Here is an 18,325-nt window from a genome sequence, read left to right on the forward strand (position 1 = left end):
CGCCTTGGCGCGAAGTCGCGCCGGATCGAGCATGGCACCGAAATCGACATCGCAGCTATCTGGATCGGCGATCATGTGGCGATCGAGAAAGGCATATTTGACCGCCTCCACCACCAGGTGAACATGCTCGGCGCTGTCCTCGGCAATGGACGAGAAATCAAAATGGGAGAGAATGCCCATGATGCCCAGTGTCGTCAGACCCTGTGTGGGCGCTGGCGGCGCAAGGAGCTGCAACCCCCGGTACTCTCATCCGCCGCTGCGCGGCGCCAAGCGCATGTTCCGCCATTCTAAGCTGGTTCTGTCCCGAAACAACCGTGTCCTTGGAAGGCGGACCACGCTGGCCCGCTGAATAGTCCTATACATCCGGCGCCACTAAGCCTTACCCTTGCCTGGACCAAACACAAGTATCGGGAGAGCGACTTTGGACCACAAGCGAATGGGCACTAGCGGTCTCAAAGTCTCGCGGCTCTGCCTCGGCTGCATGACCTATGGGGCACCTGACCAGGGGAACCACCCATGGACGCTGCCTGAGGACCAAAGTCGTCCCTTTATCCGCCAAGCGCTTGACCTCGGCATCACCTTTTTCGATACGGCAAACGTTTATTCCGACGGCAGTTCCGAGGAAATCCTGGGGCGCGCGTTGAAGGACTTTGTGCGACGGGAGGACGTGGTCCTTGCCACTAAGGTCAACGGCGCAACCCGTCGAACCGATGCCAACGCCACCGGACTGTCACGCCGGGCAATCATGCGTGAGATCGATGCGTCACTTACCCGCCTCCAGACCGATTACGTCGACTTGTATCAGATCCACCGCTGGGACAATGACACCCCCATTGAAGAGACGATGGAGGCGCTGCACGACGCCGTGCGCTCGGGAAAGGCCACCTATATCGGAGCCTCATCCATGTCGGCCTGGCAATTTTCCAAGGCCCAGTATGTCGCCAAAATGAACGGCTGGACGCCGTTCGTCTCGATGCAGAACCAGCTAAGCCTCCTCTACCGCGAGGAAGAGCGTGAGATGCTGCCGCTTTGCGCGGATCAGGGCGTTGGCGTCATTCCCTGGAGCCCGCAGGGCAGGGGGCTGCTCACCCGACCATGGGGCCAGGTCACCGGTCGCTCAGGGACGGACAATGTCATTCCCAAAGTCTATGGCGACACTGCCGAAATGGACCATGGCATCGTAGACGCCGTTCAGAGCGTCGCCCAGCGCCACGGCGTCGCCATGTCTCAGGTCGCTCTCGCCTGGGTTCTGCAAAACCCCGTCGTCACTGCGCCCATCATCGGCGCGTCCAAACCGCATCACCTGGACGACGCCGTTGCGGCACTGGCGCTGAAGCTCAGCACGGAAGACGTCGCGGAGCTGGAAGGGGCTTATCGGCCCAGGGCGGCGGTGATCTAGAGCTTGGGTATTGCCCTGATCCGCTCTACTCGGCGGCAATACGTCTATGTCCCCTTTTGTGTGCCAGCTGCAGCTCTCGAAAATGACCAAGAAGGGGGGCGCTTTTCTGCTCGGCAGCTTGCCCCCGGTTGCAGACGTAAAGCAAATCAGTGCGGTGCAGTGCAGTACTGGAAAGCTGCCACTCTGGTTCATGCTTCCGAGAAACGTCACCTCCTCCTCAGGGTAGGAGGCTTTACCCCACCATGTGCCGGTCGAACGTGAAGGGCGCTATGGGCAGGGTGGTGCCGCCATCCAGCGCCAGATCGGCAAGGATTTCTCCAATGACACTGGCGAATTTGAACCCGTGGCCGGAGCAGGCGGAGCACACGATAACGCGAGGATCGGCTGGCAGAAGGTCGATGAGGAAATTTTCGCCCGGAAGCATGGTGTAGCGGCAGGTGACCGCTTTGATCCGTGTGGTTGCGACCTCCGGCATTCGGCGTGCGGCGAAGGCGTCGAGGAGATCCATGTCCGCGTGAGTGACGGCCGGATTGGCCTGGTCTGGATCGATTGGCTCGAAAAAATGGCAGTGCTTGCCGATCTTGACGCCATCAACGCCGATTTGCGGGAAACCAAACCAGGTGCCGTCTTCGCCTTCATCGCTGAGGAAGCAGGGCATTCTGTTGGGTTGGGCGAGAAAGCCATCGCCCGGCTGATACCAGGCGACGACCTGCTTGATTGGCGCGGCGCGGGCCGCAAGCTCCGGGACCAGTTCCGATATCCAAGCGCCGGTGGCAACGATGACCTTGCGCGTTTCGTAGCTCGCTTGGGGCGAGCGAACCATAATCGTTGCCCCTCGCTCGATGCTGGTGATGCGCTCGCCGATATGGATATGGGCCCCATCGGCGGTTGCCAGCTTGAGATTGCCCCAAATGGCGGCTTCGGGACGAATATAACCCCCTTCTGGATCGAAGACGCCAATTTCGTCCCCAGCCAGCCGATAGGCCGGATAGCGGTCGGCCATTTCAGCCTGATCCAGAATCTCGTGCGCGAGGCCGTATTCTGCGCAGGAGGCCAACATGCCCCCGATCAGGTCGCTGCCCGGCTTGCCGATCTGCAACACGCCGACCTTGCTCAGGAGGTTGGTTTGGAGCCGGCGTTCCATGCGGGCCCAGTTGCGATAAGCGCGCTGTAGCAGCGGCACATAGGCTGGGTCCTCATGGTAACCGAGCCGGATGATACGGCTGTCGCCGTGCGAAGAGCTGAGCTTATGCGCCGGCTGGAACGCCTCGAGACCAAGCACTTTGTGCCCGCGGGCCGCGATTTCGGCGACCGCCGCGCTGCCCATGGCGCCGAGGCCGATAATGATAACATCATACATGGCCTAGGCTCCAAAATAGCTGAATTGGACTGCCGGGGCCGAGCTTAAGACCTAGCAGGAAGAAGTCGTGCCTGCGCAATAAAATGAGTTGCCCTAACTAGCATATGGCTAGCCGGGACATTCCCCAGTTTATTCTACTCAGCCGTTTGGAAACATCCCGGGTCGGTCAGGCGCGGCCGCCTCAGCAGCAATCCCGGCGACCCGGTTTTTTGCAGTTGCGGTCCTCGTCCGGGCGTGCTCATCGGGTACTTGAGTTGACATTGTCGCCGACGAAATAGACGCCCGACGCGAGCATGCTCTTTGGGACGAGGTCTGCACGCAGAGTTTATGGGGCGGGCAGTTTGGCTGCACGGTGACCTCAAGGCTGACAACCTGATCGTCCGAGGTGGTGCTTTGCCGGGTGTGCTCGATTTGGGGGCTATCCGCCGTGGGCGATCCTGCCGCCGACTACGCGGCAGCATGGTTCTGGGTCGCCCCTGCGGCTCGTGACGTGCTCCGGGACAGGCTCAATCTTGATGACCGCGATTGGCTGCGCTCGCAGGGCTGGGCCCTTAGGCGCCGTTATCGCACTGAGCTACTATCGATGTGGCAAGGATGAAGCACTCTGCCGTCAATCACGACAGACGATTTCAAGGTGGGACTGCTTCTTTAGCCCAAACTCGACTAGGCCTCACCAGCCGCTTGGCCGAGGTGCTTGTGACTGGATATTATACACCAATTCCGGCCCTTAGACGAGACGTTCCGGGGATGCATGAAGCAGAAAGTAACAACACACTCGGCACCTTAAGCTTTGCCCGCAGAGCTCGCGCCAAAGATCAGGCTATGCGCCCAAGCCAGAGCATGGACAGCCCAGCGGCGGCGAGGGTGAGGAGGGCGCCGAGGCCGGCGAAGAGGAAGGCGATTTCGGTGAGCTTTTTTTCCTCGATCAGGCGGGTCGCCAGCGTTCCGTAAACCTCCGACAACGCCTCGGCGGACTGGGCCTCGAAATACTCACCTTCCGTGGTAGCGGCGATGGCCTGCAGGGTTGGTGCGTCGAGCATGGCGCGCATGAAGCGGCCGCCGAAATCGACCACTTCGCCGCCGGTCGAGCCAAAGCCCACCGTATAGATCCGCACGCCGTGATCGGCCGCCAATTTCCCCGCTGCCAGAGGATCAGGGCCGGTGGTGGTTGCCCCGTCCGTGAGCAGGATGATGACCGCATTCTGGTAGGATCCCGGTTCAACCGGCACATGTTCTGCCGGCTGGGGCTCAGGCTCGGCATTGTCGAGCGAGCGGCCGGTCTGGGGCGTCACGCCACCGCTTCGCATCCCCAGCTGATCACGCGGATCATAGCCTTCGATCTCAAAGGAGCGGTCGGGAAAAATGGTGGAAAGCGCCGTGATCACGCCCGCGCCCACGGCAGTGCCGCGCCGCAGGTCAAAGCCATCGACGGCGGCCGTGAGCAGTTCCCGGTCGAGCGTGGGCGCCTGCATCAGGACAGCAGAAGCGGCAAAGGCCACGATGCCGATCTCCACATCCATGGGCTGGCTGGTGATGAAGGCCTTGGCCGCTTCCTGCGCGGCAGCAATGCGCGAGGGCGACATATCGGTGGCGCGCATGGAGCCGGAGGTGTCGATCGCCAGGATCACCGTGGAGCGGGAACTGGGCAGGGTGACCACCGCCGCAGGGCGCGCCACGGCCAGCACCAGCACGCCAACGGCAAGCAGCAACAGCGCCGGTGGCACATGGCGGCGCCAGCCCGGCCCCTTGCCAAGCGCCTGCCGGATGAGCGGCAGATTGGCATAGCGCAGCGCCGTTTTCTTGCGCCGGCGCAGAAGCCAGACATAGGTGCCCACCAGCAACGGCAGGAGCAGCAACAACCAGAGCATATCGGGCCAGAGAAAGGTCATGCCGTTGCTCCTGCTATGGCGCCACTGGCGCTGATCCGGCGCATGGTGACGAATCTGAGGATCGCGTTGGCCAGATCGTCGGCCGTCGAGAGTTCAAGCGCATCGATTCCGGCCTGATTGAAGCCATCGACGATCTCTTCCTCCCATTGCCCGGCCAGCGCGCTGAACCGATCCCTGAAGGTCCGGTCGCCCGTGTCGACAAGCAACTGCTCGCCCGTTTCGGCGTCTTCAATGGCCAGCAGACCCAGATCTGGGAGTGCCTGCTCGAGGGGATCGACCAGCCGCACGGCAACGGCTTCGTGGCGGCGCGCGAGCGCGCCAAGAGAGGTTTGCCACCCGGGAAGCGACACAAAGTCAGATACGGCAAAGACGATGGACCGGCGCTTGAGCGCCGAGCCGGCGCGGTGAAAAAAGCCGCCAAGATCGGTCTGCGGTGCGCGCAGGCGCCGAGGATGGCTGAGCAACTTGTCGATCAGATGCAGCAGATGGCGGCGGCCGCCGCGGGCGGGAACGATGAGCTCGTCGACGCCATCAAACAGAATGGCGCCCACCTTGTTGCCGTGATGCACGAATATTCGTGCGAGCGCGGCGGTGAATTCGGTCAGCACCTGCCGCTTGTTGGTGTCGCCGGAGCCGAAATCGACCGAGGGGCTGAGATCGAGCAGGAACCAGGCGGTCACCTCGCGATCCTCGTGGAAGATGCGCACATGGGGCACCTGGGTGCGCGCGGTGACGTTCCAGTCGATGTGGCGGACATCGTCGTGGGCCTGGTATTCCCGCAGGTCCGCAAAATCGAGGCCGGCGCCGCGGAACAGCGTGCGGTAATTGCCTTGCAACGCGCCATCGAGGCGGCGCACCACGGTCCATTCCACGCGCTGGAGCAGCGCTTCAGCTTGCCGAGGCGAGGCGGGCATGGGTTTGCAGGGGTTGTTCGGGTGCCGGGACGGCCCGAAGGATCTGGTTGATGATCCCGTCGGGACCGATGGATTCCGAGAGCGCCTCATAGGACAGGACAATGCGGTGGCGCATGACATCGGCCGCCACGTCGATCACATCCTGGGGCAAGACATACTCGCGGCCCCTCAGGAAGGCGAGCGCTCGCCCGGCTTCAATCATGTTGATGCTGGCCCGCGGGCTCGCGCCATAGGTGATCAGGCGCTGCAGGTCCTTGAGCCCGACCAGTTCGGGGTTGCGGGTGGCTGCAACCAGCCGCACCACGAACTGGATCAGCGTCGGATCGACGTAAAGCTGCCGCGCCCGCGCCTGAAGGGCAATGAGTTGCTCGGTGGTCGCCACTTTAGCCACGGTCTGCATCACCCCGGTGACGCGCGAAACGATCACGAATTCTTCTTCCTCGGAGGGATAGCCGACCAGCACCTTCATCATGAACCGGTCCACCTGCGCTTCGGGCAGCGGGTAGGTTCCTTCCGTTTCGATGGGGTTTTGCGTCGCCATCACGACGAAGGGCTCGGGCACCCGGTGGCTTTGGCCGGCAATGGTGACCTGCCGTTCCTGCATCACCTCGAGAAGGGCACTTTGCACCTTGGCCGGGGCCCGGTTGATTTCGTCGGCCAGCAGCAGATTGCAGAACACCGGGCCAAGGGAGGTGGTGAACTCGCCATCCTTGTTGTTGTAGATGCGAGTGCCGACCAGGTCCGCCGGCACGAGGTCAGGCGTGAACTGTATGCGCTTGAACTGCCCCTGGATCGCATGGGCGAGGGTGTTGACGGTCAGTGTCTTGGCGAGGCCCGGAACCCCCTCGACCAGGAGGTGGCCCTTGGCCAGAAGGGCGATCAACACGCGCTCAAGGAAATGGTCCTGCCCGACCACGACCTTTTTGACTTCATAGAGTACCTGCTCCATCAGGGAGGCGGCGGGCGTCGGGGTCTCAATTGGATCGTCCATGGCTGCTTCCGTTCCTGGCTAAAGCGGTGACTCTTCGACGGCGCCCCCGGCTTCCTCGATGGTGGCGGCAAAGGCGATGCCGGCAAAAGTGCGCAGCCCCGAGGGGTTGAGGATGGCGGTGACGATGCCGACGACCTCGCCATCGGCATTGACCAGCGGGCCGCCCGAATTGCCGGGATTAGCGGCGGCATCGAACTGGATCAGGTTGCGCATCGTGCTTTCGCCTTCCCGCTCGAGCACGCGCAACAGGCCCGACACCACGCCAGCCGAGGCGGAAGGACCGATGCCGAAAGGAAAGCCGACAGCCACAACATCGTCCCCCGGGCGCAGACTGCTGCTTGAGCCAAGCGTTGCCGGGAGCAGGTCATCGGGCAGCACGCTGGGGCGGATAATCGCAAGGTCGAGTTCGGGTCGGGCGCCAATGATCGTGGCATCGGCTTCAGTGCCATCAAAGAACGACACCCGCAGCCGCTTGGCGGCGCGCACCACATGCAGATTGGTCAGGATGGTGCCCTGGTCGTCGATGACGACGCCGCTGCCGACAGCGGTGAACTCTTCATGGAAATCTTCTTCGATTTCACCTGATTGGGGCAGTTCGGCTGCCGGCGGCTCGCCACCAGGCGCGGCAGCGGCAGGTTCTTGCCCAGCAGCCGGATCATAGCCATTGACCCGCACCACCGACGGGATGATGGCAGCATAAGCCTGGGAAGCGATGGAAGGAGGCCGTCCCCGCTCGTCGAGGGCGAAGTTCACGGCGTCGTTGATGTCGCCCTGGCTCAGGTTCTGGCCGGGCGCACGCAACACTTCGTAAAGTCCCACCAGCAAGAGGGCGAGGAGCACCGAGGACAGCACCAGCACCTTGCCTTGATGCTGGTTGTAGGTCCGGTGCAGGTGCTGGCGCGCGCGGTGGGAGAAACTAGGTTCTTGGGCGGCAGGATCAGCTGCCTGGGGAAGCGGGCGTGTGGCCGTAGCGCGAGCCGACGGCTGGCCCGTGCGCACCTTGTTCGATCCGATATAGACCGGTCGTCGCTTCACCCCGGGACACTCCCGTTGAGCGGGCGCAGGAGGCGCCCGGCAGCTGCTTACCCCTCAAGCCTAGCCTTCCCCGCATCGATTGGAACCCGCTCTCAAAAACGTGCGCTCCCGTGTCATCGCGAATGGTTACTGCGTAGTTCGCACCGCTTGAAAGCCCGATCTCGGCCGAGGTGCCGGTGGCAGCGTCATACGCGCCCAGGCGGGCGGCTTTGCGCCTCAGGTCAATCGCTCGGTTCGTGGCCTAAACTCGCTTGAGGCAGACGTTTGTACAGCGTGGCTGCAGCACCAGCTAAGGCGCGCGCATCGTTCCGCCTGCTCGCGCGGCTGCATAGATGGCGTCGATGGTCGCCATGTTGGCCACGGCATCCATCCCTCCGGTGGGCAAGGGTGTGCCGCCGGTTAGTGCCTCGAGAAACGCCGCCAGCTGATAGTCATAGGTTGTCCCAGCGCCCAAGGTGTGTTCGCGATAGCTCTCGCCGAACCACTCGCGCAATGAATGGCCCTTGTGGGGCAGGCAAGGATTGTCGAGCTCCACGATCCCTTGTTCTCCTTCGATACGCAGGAGGCCGCGGAAGGGTGGGCTGGCAATATCGGCGATCATCTGGGCCGGCACGTTTCCAGGAAACACCAGTTCGGCTTCCATGCGCTGATCCACGCCGAGCGGGTTGAGCACGGCCGTGGCGGAGCGGACCTCCGGTTCGCAGCCCATGAAGGAGCGCAGCCAATGAACGGGATAACAGCCCAGATCCATCATTGCGCCACCGCCCTGACCGGGGTCGTGGCGAATGGACTTGGGATCAAAGGGGATATCGACGTGAAAGCTGGCGGTCAGCGACTTGATCGTGCCAAAGGCGCCGGACTGCTTGAGGTCGAGCAGATGCAAGAACACCGGATGGTAGCGATCGTGAAAGGCTTCGGCGAGGAGGCGGTTGGCCCGTTCCGCTGCCGCCACCATCAGGGCGGCTTCGGCCGCACTGGTGGCCAAGGGCTTTTCACAGAGTACATGCTTGCCCGCTTCGAGGGCTTTGATGGTCCATTCCGCATGGCCCGTCGGGGGCAGGGCATTGTAGACAATGGTGATCGCGGGATCGGCGAGGAGGGCCTCATAGCTTTCATGGGCCACGGGAATGCGGTGCGCTTCGGCATAAGCCTGCGCGGCACCAAGGCGACGCGAGGCGACGGCGCCGATCACCGCATCACGGCGGCGGCGGGTGGGCTGAATGATGGAGCGGGGCGCAATGCCGGCAGCGCCCAGGATGCCGATGGTGTGCATGAGGGGTCCCTAGCGGTCGGTTAGCGGAAGAAGTCGAGATCGTCAGGGCCGAGATAGCGCTGGGCCCGCTCGGGAACGATATCGACACCCATGCCGGGGCGGTCAGGAACGGTGATCATGCCGTTTTCAACCGGCGGCAGGCCTTCAACGATGTCGTTCCACCAGTCGGGATCGCCATGGGTATACTCAAAAGCGATGAAGTTGTTGGGGAGCGTCGCCGAAACCTGCACCAGAGCGCCTAAGCCCAGCACGCCGTTGGCCGTGCCGTGGGGCGCCATGGTGATGCCGTGCAGATCGGCATATTCGGCGATCCATTTAAGCTCGGCGATGCCGCCCACATCGGCGGGATCCGGGCCAACCACATGCACTGCCTGGGTCTCGATCAGTTCCTTGAAATTCTGCCGAAGGTAGATTTGCTCGCCGGTATGAATAGGGGTCGTGGAGGTGCGGGTGAGTTCGCGGTAAACGCCGGCATTGACCCAAGGCGTGTAGTCGCCCGACAGCAGGTCTTCGATCCAGAGCAGGTTGTAGGGCTCGAGCAGGCGCGCGAGGCGAATGGCGTCCCCCAGCATCCAGCCGGGGCCGCAGTCGAGCGCGAGGCCTACATCGTCCCCGGTGACTTCCTTCATCGCGGCGACGCAATCAACGAAGTGACGCAAGCCTTTTTCGGTAATCGGGCCGCGGTCAAGCGCACCATGGAAGGCCCCGGCGCCCGGCTCGCCATAGTAGAAGTTGGGCACTTCCCGCTTCATGGGCGAATGGAAGCCAATGGGCTGCTTGAAGATGGTGAAGCCCTGGGGCAGGGCCATCATCTTTTTCATGTCGTCGGCATAGTCTTCCGGGCGGTGGCCGGAAAAGGGAAAGCGCACCGAGCCATTGTAGACGCGCACCTTGTCGCGGATCTTGCCGCCCAAGAGCTTGTGTACGGGCAGGCCTGCGGCTTTGCCGGCAAGGTCCCAAAGGGCCATTTCGATGACGCTCACCGCCGTGCCCCAGGGCTTGAAGCCGCCTCGCTGGCGGATCTTGAGCATGACGCGCTCAACCAGGGTCGGGTCCTCGCCGATCAGGGCGTCGCGAAAGGCGAGGATATGGGGTTTGAGGTACGGCTTCCAGGTTTCGGCCTGGGCGTAGCCCGATATTCCCTCATCGGTAACGATGCGCACGATCGGGCTTTTGCCGATGATGGCGCATTTCAGATCAATGATTTTCACTTCTGTCCCCCCGGAGCGATTGTTATGCGGGCATGGCCTGGCTGATGGCGGCGGCGGTTTCGATCGCCGCCATGCGGATCAGTTCCATGCGGGCGGGCTCGGTGCCGCTGAGAAAGGGCACGCTGACGCCAGCGACCATCTTACCCGTTTTGGCAAAAACGGGCGCGGCATAGGCCTGGATCGAGGGGGCGTTTTCGCCCTTGTCCTGAGCCCAGCCCAGGCGCCGGATGCGCGCGAGTTCGCTGCGCAGGCGCTTGGGATCGGTGACGGTCTTGGTGGTAAAGGCGCTGAGTGGCCTGTCGATCCAGCGCGCCTGTTCCTCAGGGTCGAGATAGGCGAGCAGGAGCTTGCTTGCGGCGCCGGCATGGACGGGCATCCGCTGGCCGGGCGCGACGGTCAGCGCGTATTCGCGCCGGCCCTGCGAGGCGGCCAGCACCAGAATGCCTTCATTGTCGATGACGCTGAGCTTGACGCCCTCGCCCAACTCAGCGGCCAGCTTGTCGATAAAGGGCTGGGCAATGGCGACGAGGTCGATATCGGTGGCGCGCGAGGCCACATGGGACGCCAGCGTCAGCAGGCGCGAGCCAAGATGGTACGCGCCGGCATCGTCGCGGCGCACCATGTCATGCTGCTGCAGGGTGTTGAGAATGCGGTAGATCGAGGTGCGGGGCTGGCCGAGCACTGCCGTCAGGTCGCTGATAGTCATGCCTGAGCCGCGCTGTTCCAGTGCGCCCAGCAGGTCCATCATCCGATCGATCACCGGAATGGTGTGCTTGTGGGCCGCGCTGGATTCGAGCTCGCTGTTCAAGGCATGCGGTCCGCAGTTGACAAATTATGCCTTCTGACTACCATAAGTTTGTGAACTGTCAAAGTTCATATTTGGATAGGTCGTGAAGCGGTCATCCCGGCGCAACGTCGCTTCGAGAGGATTTCAATGCGTTACCAGCTTACGTCGCCCAGTGGGCGGCTCTTACGAACCTGCCATTTCGCGTTGGGCGGTTCGATCCTGAAAGGTCTCGTTTCATGCTGACGGTTTCCGCGATCGCCCATGTCGCCATCCGGGTAAAGGACATCGAGCGCACGCTTGATTTCTACATCAACAAGCTGGGTTTCGCTGAAATGCTGCGGCTCGACCGCGATGGGCGGCTTTGGCTGGTGTATCTGCGCATCACCGACGACCAGTATTTGGAAGTTTTTCCTGAAGGTGAGGGTGAGCGGGCCAGCGAGCGCGAGGCGGTGGGCTTCAACCATATGTGCCTGCAGGTACCGGACATCGAGCAGACCGTGCGCGAGCTGAATGCAGTGGGGGTTGAGATCCGGCCCAAAGTGCAGGGCGCCGATGGCAATTGGCAGACCTGGATCGAGGATCCTGATGGGCACCGCATCGAGTTGATGCAGATGGCGGAAAATTCCATGCAGGCCCAGGCAGTGGCCCGGATCAAGGGACAGTAAGATTATGGCACGTATTGCTTATCTCACGGCAATCGACTTTGGGGCAGGGGAGCTGGCTTCGCTGCCCACCGCGTTGGCCGAGCTCAAAATTGCCCGCCCCCTGCTGGTGTCGGACCGGGGTATCGCCGCTTCCGGCCTGCTGGCGCGGGTGGAGAGCTTGCTGCCGGAACGGAGCGCGGTGTTTCTGGAAACCCCGCCGAACCCAACCGAAGGGGCGGTGGATGCGGCGCTGCAGGCTTATCGCGCAGGGCAATGCGACGGCGTCGTGGCGTTGGGCGGCGGTTCGCCCATCGATTTGGCCAAGGGCGTGGCGCTGCTGGCGACCCATCCGGGCAATCTTGAGCAATATGCGGCCATCTATGGCGGATTGGAACGGATCACTTCTGCTGTCGCGCCGACCATTGCCATTCCCACGACGGCCGGGACCGGAGCAGAGGTGGGTCGGGCGGCGCTGTTGACGCTGGAGGATGGCCGCAAGCTCGGGATCATCAGTCCACATCTGATCCCGCGCCGGGCTATTTGCGACCCAGAGCTGACCCTGGGACTGCCGCCATACCTGACCGCCGCGACCGGGCTCGACGCGCTCTCGCATTGCATCGAAACCTTCTTTTCGCCGCGCTTCAACCCGACCGCCGAAGCGATTGCGCTGGATGGGGCCGGACGCATCTGGCGCAACCTGCCACGGGCCTTTGCTGACGGCGCCGATGTTGCGGCGCGCACCGAGGTGATGCTCGGGGCGCTGCATGGTGGGTTGTCGTTCCAGAAGGGTTTGGGGGCGGTGCATTCGCTCAGCCACGCGCTGGGCGGCATGCAGGACCTCAAGCTCCATCACGGCACCCTCAACGCCATCCTGATGCCGCTCGTCCTGCGGTTCAACGCGCCCGCCGTTGGCGACAAGCTCGACCGGCTCAAGGCGGCAATGGGGCTCGGCCCAGATGCAGACCTGGCCGATGCGCTTGAGGCGCTGAACCGTTCCTTCGCACTGCCCGCGGGCCTCGCGCAGATGGGCGTTCGTCGCGACCATTTCGACTGGATCATCGAGCGGGCGCTTGCTGATCACAGCCACCCCACCAATCCGCGCGCGGCATCGGCCGAAGATTATCGCGCTATTCTCGAAGCGGCCATGGCCGACCCCGCTTCATCGGAATCCAAGCAATGAAGATTGTTGCCCTCAAGACCTTCGTGGCCAATGTGTCGCGAACCAATTTCGTGTTCGTCAAGCTCTACACCGATGCGGGGATCGACGGCGTTGGCGAAGCCACGCTGGAATGGAAAACCAACACTGTGGTTGCTGCGCTGGAGGAGCTGGAGCGCGTCCTGATCGGCAAGGATCCATTTGCCGTGGATGCCCTGGTCGAACAGTTGCACCGGGATAGCTATTGGCGCACCGGAGCGGTGTTCCGCACTGCTCTGGGCGGCATCGAGGCGGCATTGCTCGATATCAAGGGCAAGGCGCTGGGCGTGCCGGTGTTCGAGCTGCTTGGTGGCAAATATCGCGACCGAGTTGCCTGTTACGCTAATCACTGGTTCTTTGGGGCCACGACGCCCGAGCAATATGCTGCCAATGCCCGCAATGCAGTGGCGATGGGCTATAATGCGCTTAAGTGGGACCCCTTCGATGTTGCCGATCTCGAAATGGATCGCCGTCAGCGACGGCAGACCATCGAGATCGTGGAAGCCGTGCGCGACGCCGTCGGCCCAGATGTGAACCTGATGCTCGACGTGCATGGTCGCCTCAACGTGCCGACGGCCATTGCTATGTGCAAGGCGCTGGCGCCTTATGACCTGACCTGGATCGAAGAGCCGACGCCGCCCGAAAGCATCGATGCGCTGGCCGATGTGCGCGCCAACAGCCCGGTGCCGATCGCGGCGGGCGAGCGGTTCTATGAACCGGCCCGTTTCATTGAGGCCTTGAACAAGAAGGCCGTCGATATCCTGCAGCCCGATGTGTCCCATGCCGGTGGCCTGGGGGAAACCAAGCGCATTGCCCACACGGCGCACGCGCATCTGATCCCCATTGCCCCACACAATCCCGTCGGGCCGGTGATGAACGCGATGACGCTCCATATGTCCGTCGCCATTCCGAACTTCTCGGTGTTCGAGACGGTTTCCGTTGACGTGCCATGGCGCAAGGAATTGGTACGCGAAACCCTGCAGTTCGAGAACGGCTTTATGCTGGCGCCGACCGCCCCCGGGCTGGGCGTCGAGTTGATCGAGGAAGCCTGCGCGCGCTTCCCCTATGAAGCGACCAATGTGCCCTTGTTTGATGGGTCGATGAACACGTCGGGCGTAGCGACGGGTAAGCAGACCTTTGGCAACTAGGGTTTGGCCGGTGGGGGGCGCGAACTCGGGCGAACAGTCGCCCGAGCCGCTGCTTATCCGGGGCGGGCGCGTGATTGATCCCGGGTCGGGCTTTGACCAGGTGGCTGATGTGCTGCTGGCGCAAGGGCGGGTGGCGGCGATTAGCCGTGACTTGCCGACGAATGATGGGGCGGAGTTCGATGCCCATGGTGCCCTTGTGGTGCCGGGCCTGATTGATATGCACACCCATGCCTATTGGGGTGGCACGCTGCTGGGCGTCAATGCCGACAAGCTGGGGCCTCGTTCAGGCGTGACCACCTGGGTGGATTGCGGCAGCGCTGGTGCGGCGACCTTTGAGGGCTTTTTGTATCATGTGATCCGGCCCAGCCGGGTGCGCATCCTGCCCTTGATCAACCTGTCTTATATCGGGCTGACCGCAGCCGGCAATCTCAGCATGGATGTGGGCGAGCTGCACGATTGGCGCTTTGCCGATCTGCGTGAACTGGCGCGCATGCGCGACACCCATGGGGGTGAGATCGCCGGGGTGAAGCTGCGGGCGAGCAACAATGCCTGTGGCGAGAACGGGCCCATGTTGCTGCCGCTGGCACGTGAGGCCGCCGATATGCTCGGCGTGCCGCTGATGGTCCATGTGGGCGCGGCGCCCCCGACTATCGATGAGGTGCTGCCGTTTCTGGCGGAAGGGGATATCCTCACCCATATCTACAATCCGGCCCTTGGGGGCGGCGTTCTGGATGCTCGCGGCAAGCTGCGGACCAGCGTGCGCGACGCCCTAGCGCGTGGCGTGCGCATGGATGTGGGGCATGGCGGCAGCAGTTTTTCGTTTCGGATCGCCGAGCTCGCGATGGATCAGGGTTTGCTGCCCGATGCCATCAGCACCGATCTGCATGCGCACAACGTCGATGGACCGGTGTTCGATCTGCTGGCGGTTATGGCCAAGTTCGGCGCGCTGGGGATGGATCTCGTCGAGGTGCTGCGGCTGGTGACGGCCAGCCCTGCAACGGTGATGCGGCACCCTGAGCTTGGGCGGCTCGGCGTTGGCGGCGAGGCCGATCTCGCGGTGTTTCGGCTCGAGGCGGGTGGAGACGAGCTGGTGGATTCCGAGGGGCAGAGACGACAAGCGCCCTGGCGGCTGCGCAATGAACTGACCGTCTGCCGCGGGCAGGTGCTCCACAGCTTTGAGGATGGCAGATCCGAAGGGCGTCACTACTGAGCTGGGCAGGCAGAACTTGACGGCCAGACTGGTTGACAAGAGGTGGGCTTCTGCGCCACAGTGCATAATAGAACTAACAGAATTCAAATATGAACTGGATCGCTCATAAGATCCGCTGTTGGCCGGGAGACTTGCAAATTCGCTGGGCCTTTGAGGCCGAGCCGCCGTGGGCGGGTGATTGCGGCGTCCGGGCCGTTCGAGTTTCCGCCGGTGAAGGACGCCGGCGCGTTGTAACCGCGACCTTGTCGCTATGGGAGGAATGATGAAGAATTCGACGATCAAGACCATGTTGGCGGGCGCCGTTTCGGTCGTGGCGCTGAGCAGCGGCATGGCTTTCGCCGGCGAAGTTGTGTGGTGGACCCCCAACTTCAACGAGGCGCGTGCTCGTGAACTGGTGACCAAGTTCCAGGAAGCGCATCCGGAAATCACCGTGAACCTGCAGATCACGACGACCGATGGTTTGCCACAGCGCGTGCTGACTGCATTGCAGTCCGGGGCTGCCCCCGATGTGATCGACGTGCAGCATGGCTGGGTGAACGGCTATGCCCAGAATAATCTCGTGATCCCGCTCGATGACGTGCTGCAGGATCGCGAGGACTATGTTCCGGCCGCGCTCGATTACGTCACCTTCGACAACCAGCTCTGGGGCATGCCCTACCGCATTGAATCCATTGCGGTGATCTACAACAGGGGCCACTTCACCGAGGCTGGTCTTGACCCCGAAAACCCGCCCCAGACCTGGGACGAGTTGGTGGCGGCAGGTGAGGCGCTGACGCGCGACGGCCGTTCCGGCTTTGCGATCACCGGCGGCGGGGAAGTCGGCAACACGATTTTCCGCTCCATGCCCTTCATGTGGATGAATGGCGGCGGCATCATCTCGGAAGACGGCACGCAGGTGTTGGTCAACAGCCCCGAAACGGTGGAAGCGGTGACGTTCTATACCGACTTTTACAAGAATGGCATTTCCCCCAGCTCCACCCTGGAAAATGACGGCACCGCCAACCGGCGTCTGTTCATTGCCGAAACCGTCTCAATGTACCAGGCGGGCCAGTTCGACGTGAACTCGATCAAGACCGAGAACCCCAATATCGATATTGGGGTGATGACCATCCCGCATCCTGAGGGCAAAGACACGGCAGCGGTGCTGGGTGGCTGGAGCTTTGTGGTGCCGGCGGACGCCAAGAACCCTGACGAGGCCAAGGTCCTGGTGGGTTTCCTTGCCGAAGCGGAAAACCAGGGCGCTCTGACTGACACCTTCCCGGCCCGCCTGAGCGCTATGGAACTGCCGCGCTTCGACGATCCGATCCTGCAGGTCTACAAGCAGATGCTGCCCTTCGGTCGTCCGGCTCCGGCCCATCCGAACTGGGTGCAGATTACCCAGGCCTATTTTGATGGCATCCAGCGCATCCTGCTGGGTGACGAGGATCCGCAGACCGCCATGGACGGCGCTGCCGAAGAAATCGAAGCCTTGCTCTAAACTCTGCTTCTCCCCGTACCCCGGTGGTCAAAAGCCGCCGGGGTATTGTTTATCCCTCGCTTTCGGTGGCCGCCATGCAACGACAGTCCACAGGCTATTTGTTTGTTCTGCCCGCCCTTTTAGTGCTGGGCCTGCTGATCGCCTATCCGGTGGCTTATACGGGCCTGCTCAGCGTCACTGACAACAAGGGCAGTTATGTCGGCGTGGAAAACTTCGCCCGCATCCTGGGCGCTCGCGCCACCCCCACCGCCTTCATGAACACGCTCTGGTGGGTATTCGGCTCCATCGTGTTCCAGGTGATCCTGGGCGTATTGGCCGCGATCCTCCTCAATCAGAACTTCCGGGGCCGCGCGATTGTGCGCTCTGTGACGCTGATCCCATGGGTCGTGCCCGGTATCGTGGCCGCAACGACCTGGGCCTGGATGCTCCACACCGAATTCGGCATCATCAACTATATGCTGACAGCGCCCGGGATCATGCCCGAGCCCGTGGGTTGGCTGACCAACGGCAGCACGGTGCTGCCGGTGATGATCGCCATTAATATCTGGAAGATGTTTCCCTTTGTCGCCATCATGGTGCTGGCGGGCCTGCAATCCATCCCCAACGATCTCTATGAAGCCGCGCGGATCGATGGCGCCAGCTTTTGGGAAGAGGTCTGGTACGTGATGCTGCCCCAGGTGCGGCCGGTGATCGTCGCGGTGACGCTGTTGCTCGTGATCTGGGCACTCAACCACATCACCATCATCTATGCGATCACCCGCGGCGGGCCTGCCAACCGGACACTGATCACCCCGATCCAGATCTTCCGCACCGCTTTTGAGAGTACCCAGTTCAACCAGGCCGCGGCACTGTCGGTGATGTTCTTCGCCGTCGCGATCGTGGTCGTCTTTATCTATATCCGCACCCTCGCCTCCAATGCCGGAGAGACCCGATGAGCGCTGTTGCTTCCGTCCCTGCCAAGCTCAAGCGCACGGGATTGCCGGTGCCGTTGATCATCATCGGCTCGCTGCTGCTGGTGTTTGTGTGCCTGTTTCCGTTCTGGTGGATGGGGCTCTCGTCGATCAAGACGCTGCGGGAACTCTATACCATTCCGCCCATCTGGTGGCCGAGCATGCCCACGCTCGAGAACTATCGGAAGGTATTGTTTGAATCCAACATCCCGCGCTACTTCCTCAACAGCGTGGTGGTGTCGGTCGGCTCGACCGGGCTGGCACTGATCCTGGCGATCTTTGCGTCCTATGGCTTTGCCCGCTTCAACTTCCGGGGCAAGCCAGTGCTGCAAAGCTTTGTGCTGGTGGGGCAGCTACTTCCGACAGCGGCGATCATCGTGCCCTTGTTCATCACCCTGCGCGTGCTGGGCCTGGTGAACACCTATTGGGGGCTGATCCTCGTTTACATGATCCTGACGCTGCCGCTTTCCGTGTGGATGCTGACGAGCTATTTCAAGGCCATTCCAGTAGAGCTCGAGGAAGCCGCGATCATCGATGGGGCGAGCCGCATCGGCTGCCTGTTCCGAATCACGCTGCCGCTGTCGGTGCCCGGGCTCGTCTCCGTGCTGGTTTATGCCTTTGTTACCACCTGGAACGAGTTCATCTTCGCGCTCTGCTTTGCGACGGACTCCTCGGTCAAGACGCTGCCGATCGGGTTGGCGGAATTCTCGACCGAGTTCAACACCGACTGGGGCGCCGTGATGGCCGCTTCAGTGGTGATGACGCTGCCGATCGCGATCCTCTTCTTATCCATGCAGCGCCTGTTTGTGGGCGGCATGACCGCTGGCGCCACCAAGGGCTAG

General features: G+C 62.5%; 16 protein-coding genes and 1 pseudogene. 8 read left to right on the forward strand and 9 right to left on the reverse strand.

Annotated features, from left to right (window positions below; all coding sequences use genetic code 11):
• Positions 1-243: pseudogene (locus HRU92_RS19095) on the reverse strand (gamma-glutamyltransferase); the annotation flags it as partial.
• Between the two features lie 178 nt (positions 244-421).
• Here HRU92_RS19095 and HRU92_RS19100 point away from each other — a divergent pair.
• The gene (locus HRU92_RS19100; RefSeq protein ID WP_172125479.1) at positions 422-1,399 is read left to right on the forward strand and encodes an aldo/keto reductase; all 978 of its coding nucleotides are present in this window, start codon (positions 422-424) and stop codon (positions 1,397-1,399) included.
• A gap of 232 nt (positions 1,400-1,631) precedes the next feature.
• On the opposite strand, the gene solA is transcribed toward HRU92_RS19100, so the two are convergent.
• The 8 genes from solA to HRU92_RS19145 all read right to left on the reverse strand — a co-directional run bounded on the left by solA (position 1,632) and on the right by HRU92_RS19145 (position 10,880).
• Entirely contained in the window at positions 1,632-2,759 is a 1,128-nt protein-coding gene (solA, locus tag HRU92_RS19105; RefSeq protein WP_172125477.1) for an N-methyl-L-tryptophan oxidase, read from the reverse strand.
• A gap of 815 nt (positions 2,760-3,574) precedes the next feature.
• Complete coding sequence (locus HRU92_RS19115) at positions 3,575-4,648, reverse strand: VWA domain-containing protein (protein WP_172125473.1); 1,074 nt, start codon at positions 4,646-4,648, stop codon at positions 3,575-3,577.
• On the reverse strand, positions 4,645-5,562 hold the full coding sequence (locus HRU92_RS19120) for a DUF58 domain-containing protein (RefSeq protein ID WP_210258710.1): 918 nt from the start codon (positions 5,560-5,562) through the stop codon (positions 4,645-4,647). Before HRU92_RS19120 ends, HRU92_RS19115 begins: the two co-directional genes overlap by 4 nt.
• Positions 5,537-6,553 (reverse strand): MoxR family ATPase, encoded by a 1,017-nt coding sequence (locus HRU92_RS19125; protein WP_248305142.1) that lies wholly within the window; start codon positions 6,551-6,553, stop codon positions 5,537-5,539. Before HRU92_RS19125 ends, HRU92_RS19120 begins: the two co-directional genes overlap by 26 nt.
• Positions 6,554-6,571: 18 nt before the next feature.
• Positions 6,572-7,588, reverse strand: a complete 1,017-nt coding sequence (locus HRU92_RS19130) for a trypsin-like peptidase domain-containing protein (protein ID WP_172125469.1) — start codon at positions 7,586-7,588, stop codon at positions 6,572-6,574.
• A 289-nt stretch (positions 7,589-7,877) separates the two neighbouring features.
• The gene (locus HRU92_RS19135; protein ID WP_172125467.1) at positions 7,878-8,861 is read right to left on the reverse strand and encodes a Gfo/Idh/MocA family oxidoreductase; all 984 of its coding nucleotides are present in this window, start codon (positions 8,859-8,861) and stop codon (positions 7,878-7,880) included.
• A 20-nt stretch (positions 8,862-8,881) separates the two neighbouring features.
• Entirely contained in the window at positions 8,882-10,072 is a 1,191-nt protein-coding gene (locus tag HRU92_RS19140; RefSeq protein ID WP_172125465.1) for a mandelate racemase/muconate lactonizing enzyme family protein, read from the reverse strand.
• Positions 10,073-10,094: 22 nt separating this feature from the next.
• Positions 10,095-10,880 carry an IclR family transcriptional regulator gene (locus tag HRU92_RS19145; RefSeq protein WP_248307267.1) on the reverse strand — a complete coding sequence of 262 codons (786 nt, stop codon included), beginning with the start codon at positions 10,878-10,880 and terminating at the stop codon, positions 10,095-10,097.
• Between the two features lie 215 nt (positions 10,881-11,095).
• Between HRU92_RS19145 and HRU92_RS19150 the strand changes: the two genes are divergently transcribed.
• From HRU92_RS19150 to HRU92_RS19180, 7 genes are all read left to right on the forward strand, one after another.
• Complete coding sequence (locus tag HRU92_RS19150) at positions 11,096-11,524, forward strand: VOC family protein (RefSeq protein WP_173088910.1); 429 nt, start codon at positions 11,096-11,098, stop codon at positions 11,522-11,524.
• Between the two features lie 4 nt (positions 11,525-11,528).
• Complete coding sequence (locus HRU92_RS19155; RefSeq protein WP_172125461.1) at positions 11,529-12,683, forward strand: iron-containing alcohol dehydrogenase; 1,155 nt, start codon at positions 11,529-11,531, stop codon at positions 12,681-12,683.
• Complete coding sequence (gene dgoD / locus HRU92_RS19160) at positions 12,680-13,846, forward strand: galactonate dehydratase (protein WP_173088911.1); 1,167 nt, start codon at positions 12,680-12,682, stop codon at positions 13,844-13,846. Before HRU92_RS19155 ends, dgoD begins: the two co-directional genes overlap by 4 nt.
• A 10-nt stretch (positions 13,847-13,856) precedes the next feature.
• Entirely contained in the window at positions 13,857-15,056 is a 1,200-nt protein-coding gene (locus tag HRU92_RS19165) for an amidohydrolase/deacetylase family metallohydrolase (RefSeq protein ID WP_173088912.1), read from the forward strand.
• Positions 15,057-15,318: 262 nt separating this feature from the next.
• Positions 15,319-16,533 carry an ABC transporter substrate-binding protein gene (locus HRU92_RS19170; RefSeq protein ID WP_173088913.1) on the forward strand — a complete coding sequence of 405 codons (1,215 nt, stop codon included), beginning with the start codon at positions 15,319-15,321 and terminating at the stop codon, positions 16,531-16,533.
• A gap of 74 nt (positions 16,534-16,607) precedes the next feature.
• Positions 16,608-17,468, forward strand: coding sequence for a sugar ABC transporter permease (locus HRU92_RS19175; RefSeq protein WP_172125452.1), 861 nt, complete (start codon positions 16,608-16,610; stop codon positions 17,466-17,468).
• Positions 17,465-18,325 carry a carbohydrate ABC transporter permease gene (locus HRU92_RS19180; RefSeq protein WP_172125450.1) on the forward strand — a complete coding sequence of 287 codons (861 nt, stop codon included), beginning with the start codon at positions 17,465-17,467 and terminating at the stop codon, positions 18,323-18,325. Before HRU92_RS19175 ends, HRU92_RS19180 begins: the two co-directional genes overlap by 4 nt.

The sequence above is a fragment of the Devosia sp. 1635 genome, assembly GCF_013185955.1.
GTDB lineage: Bacteria > Pseudomonadota > Alphaproteobacteria > Rhizobiales > Devosiaceae > Devosia.

Bases quoted from the DNA above. Each gene is read 5' to 3' on its own strand.
- solA (WP_172125477.1), bottom strand. From the start codon at position 2,759: ATGTATGATGTTATCATTATCGGCCTCGGCGCCATGGGCAGCGCGGCG.
- HRU92_RS19115 (WP_172125473.1), bottom strand. From the start codon at position 4,648: ATGACCTTTCTCTGGCCCGATATGCTCTGGTTGTTGCTGCTCCTGCCG.
- HRU92_RS19120 (WP_210258710.1), bottom strand. From the start codon at position 5,562: ATGCCCGCCTCGCCTCGGCAAGCTGAAGCGCTGCTCCAGCGCGTGGAA.
- HRU92_RS19125 (WP_248305142.1), bottom strand. From the start codon at position 6,553: ATGGACGATCCAATTGAGACCCCGACGCCCGCCGCCTCCCTGATGGAG.
- HRU92_RS19135 (WP_172125467.1), bottom strand. From the start codon at position 8,861: ATGCACACCATCGGCATCCTGGGCGCTGCCGGCATTGCGCCCCGCTCC.
- HRU92_RS19150 (WP_173088910.1), top strand. From the start codon at position 11,096: ATGCTGACGGTTTCCGCGATCGCCCATGTCGCCATCCGGGTAAAGGAC.
- HRU92_RS19155 (WP_172125461.1), top strand. From the start codon at position 11,529: ATGGCACGTATTGCTTATCTCACGGCAATCGACTTTGGGGCAGGGGAG.
- dgoD (WP_173088911.1), top strand. From the start codon at position 12,680: ATGAAGATTGTTGCCCTCAAGACCTTCGTGGCCAATGTGTCGCGAACC.
- HRU92_RS19170 (WP_173088913.1), top strand. From the start codon at position 15,319: ATGAAGAATTCGACGATCAAGACCATGTTGGCGGGCGCCGTTTCGGTC.
- HRU92_RS19175 (WP_172125452.1), top strand. From the start codon at position 16,608: ATGCAACGACAGTCCACAGGCTATTTGTTTGTTCTGCCCGCCCTTTTA.
- HRU92_RS19180 (WP_172125450.1), top strand. From the start codon at position 17,465: ATGAGCGCTGTTGCTTCCGTCCCTGCCAAGCTCAAGCGCACGGGATTG.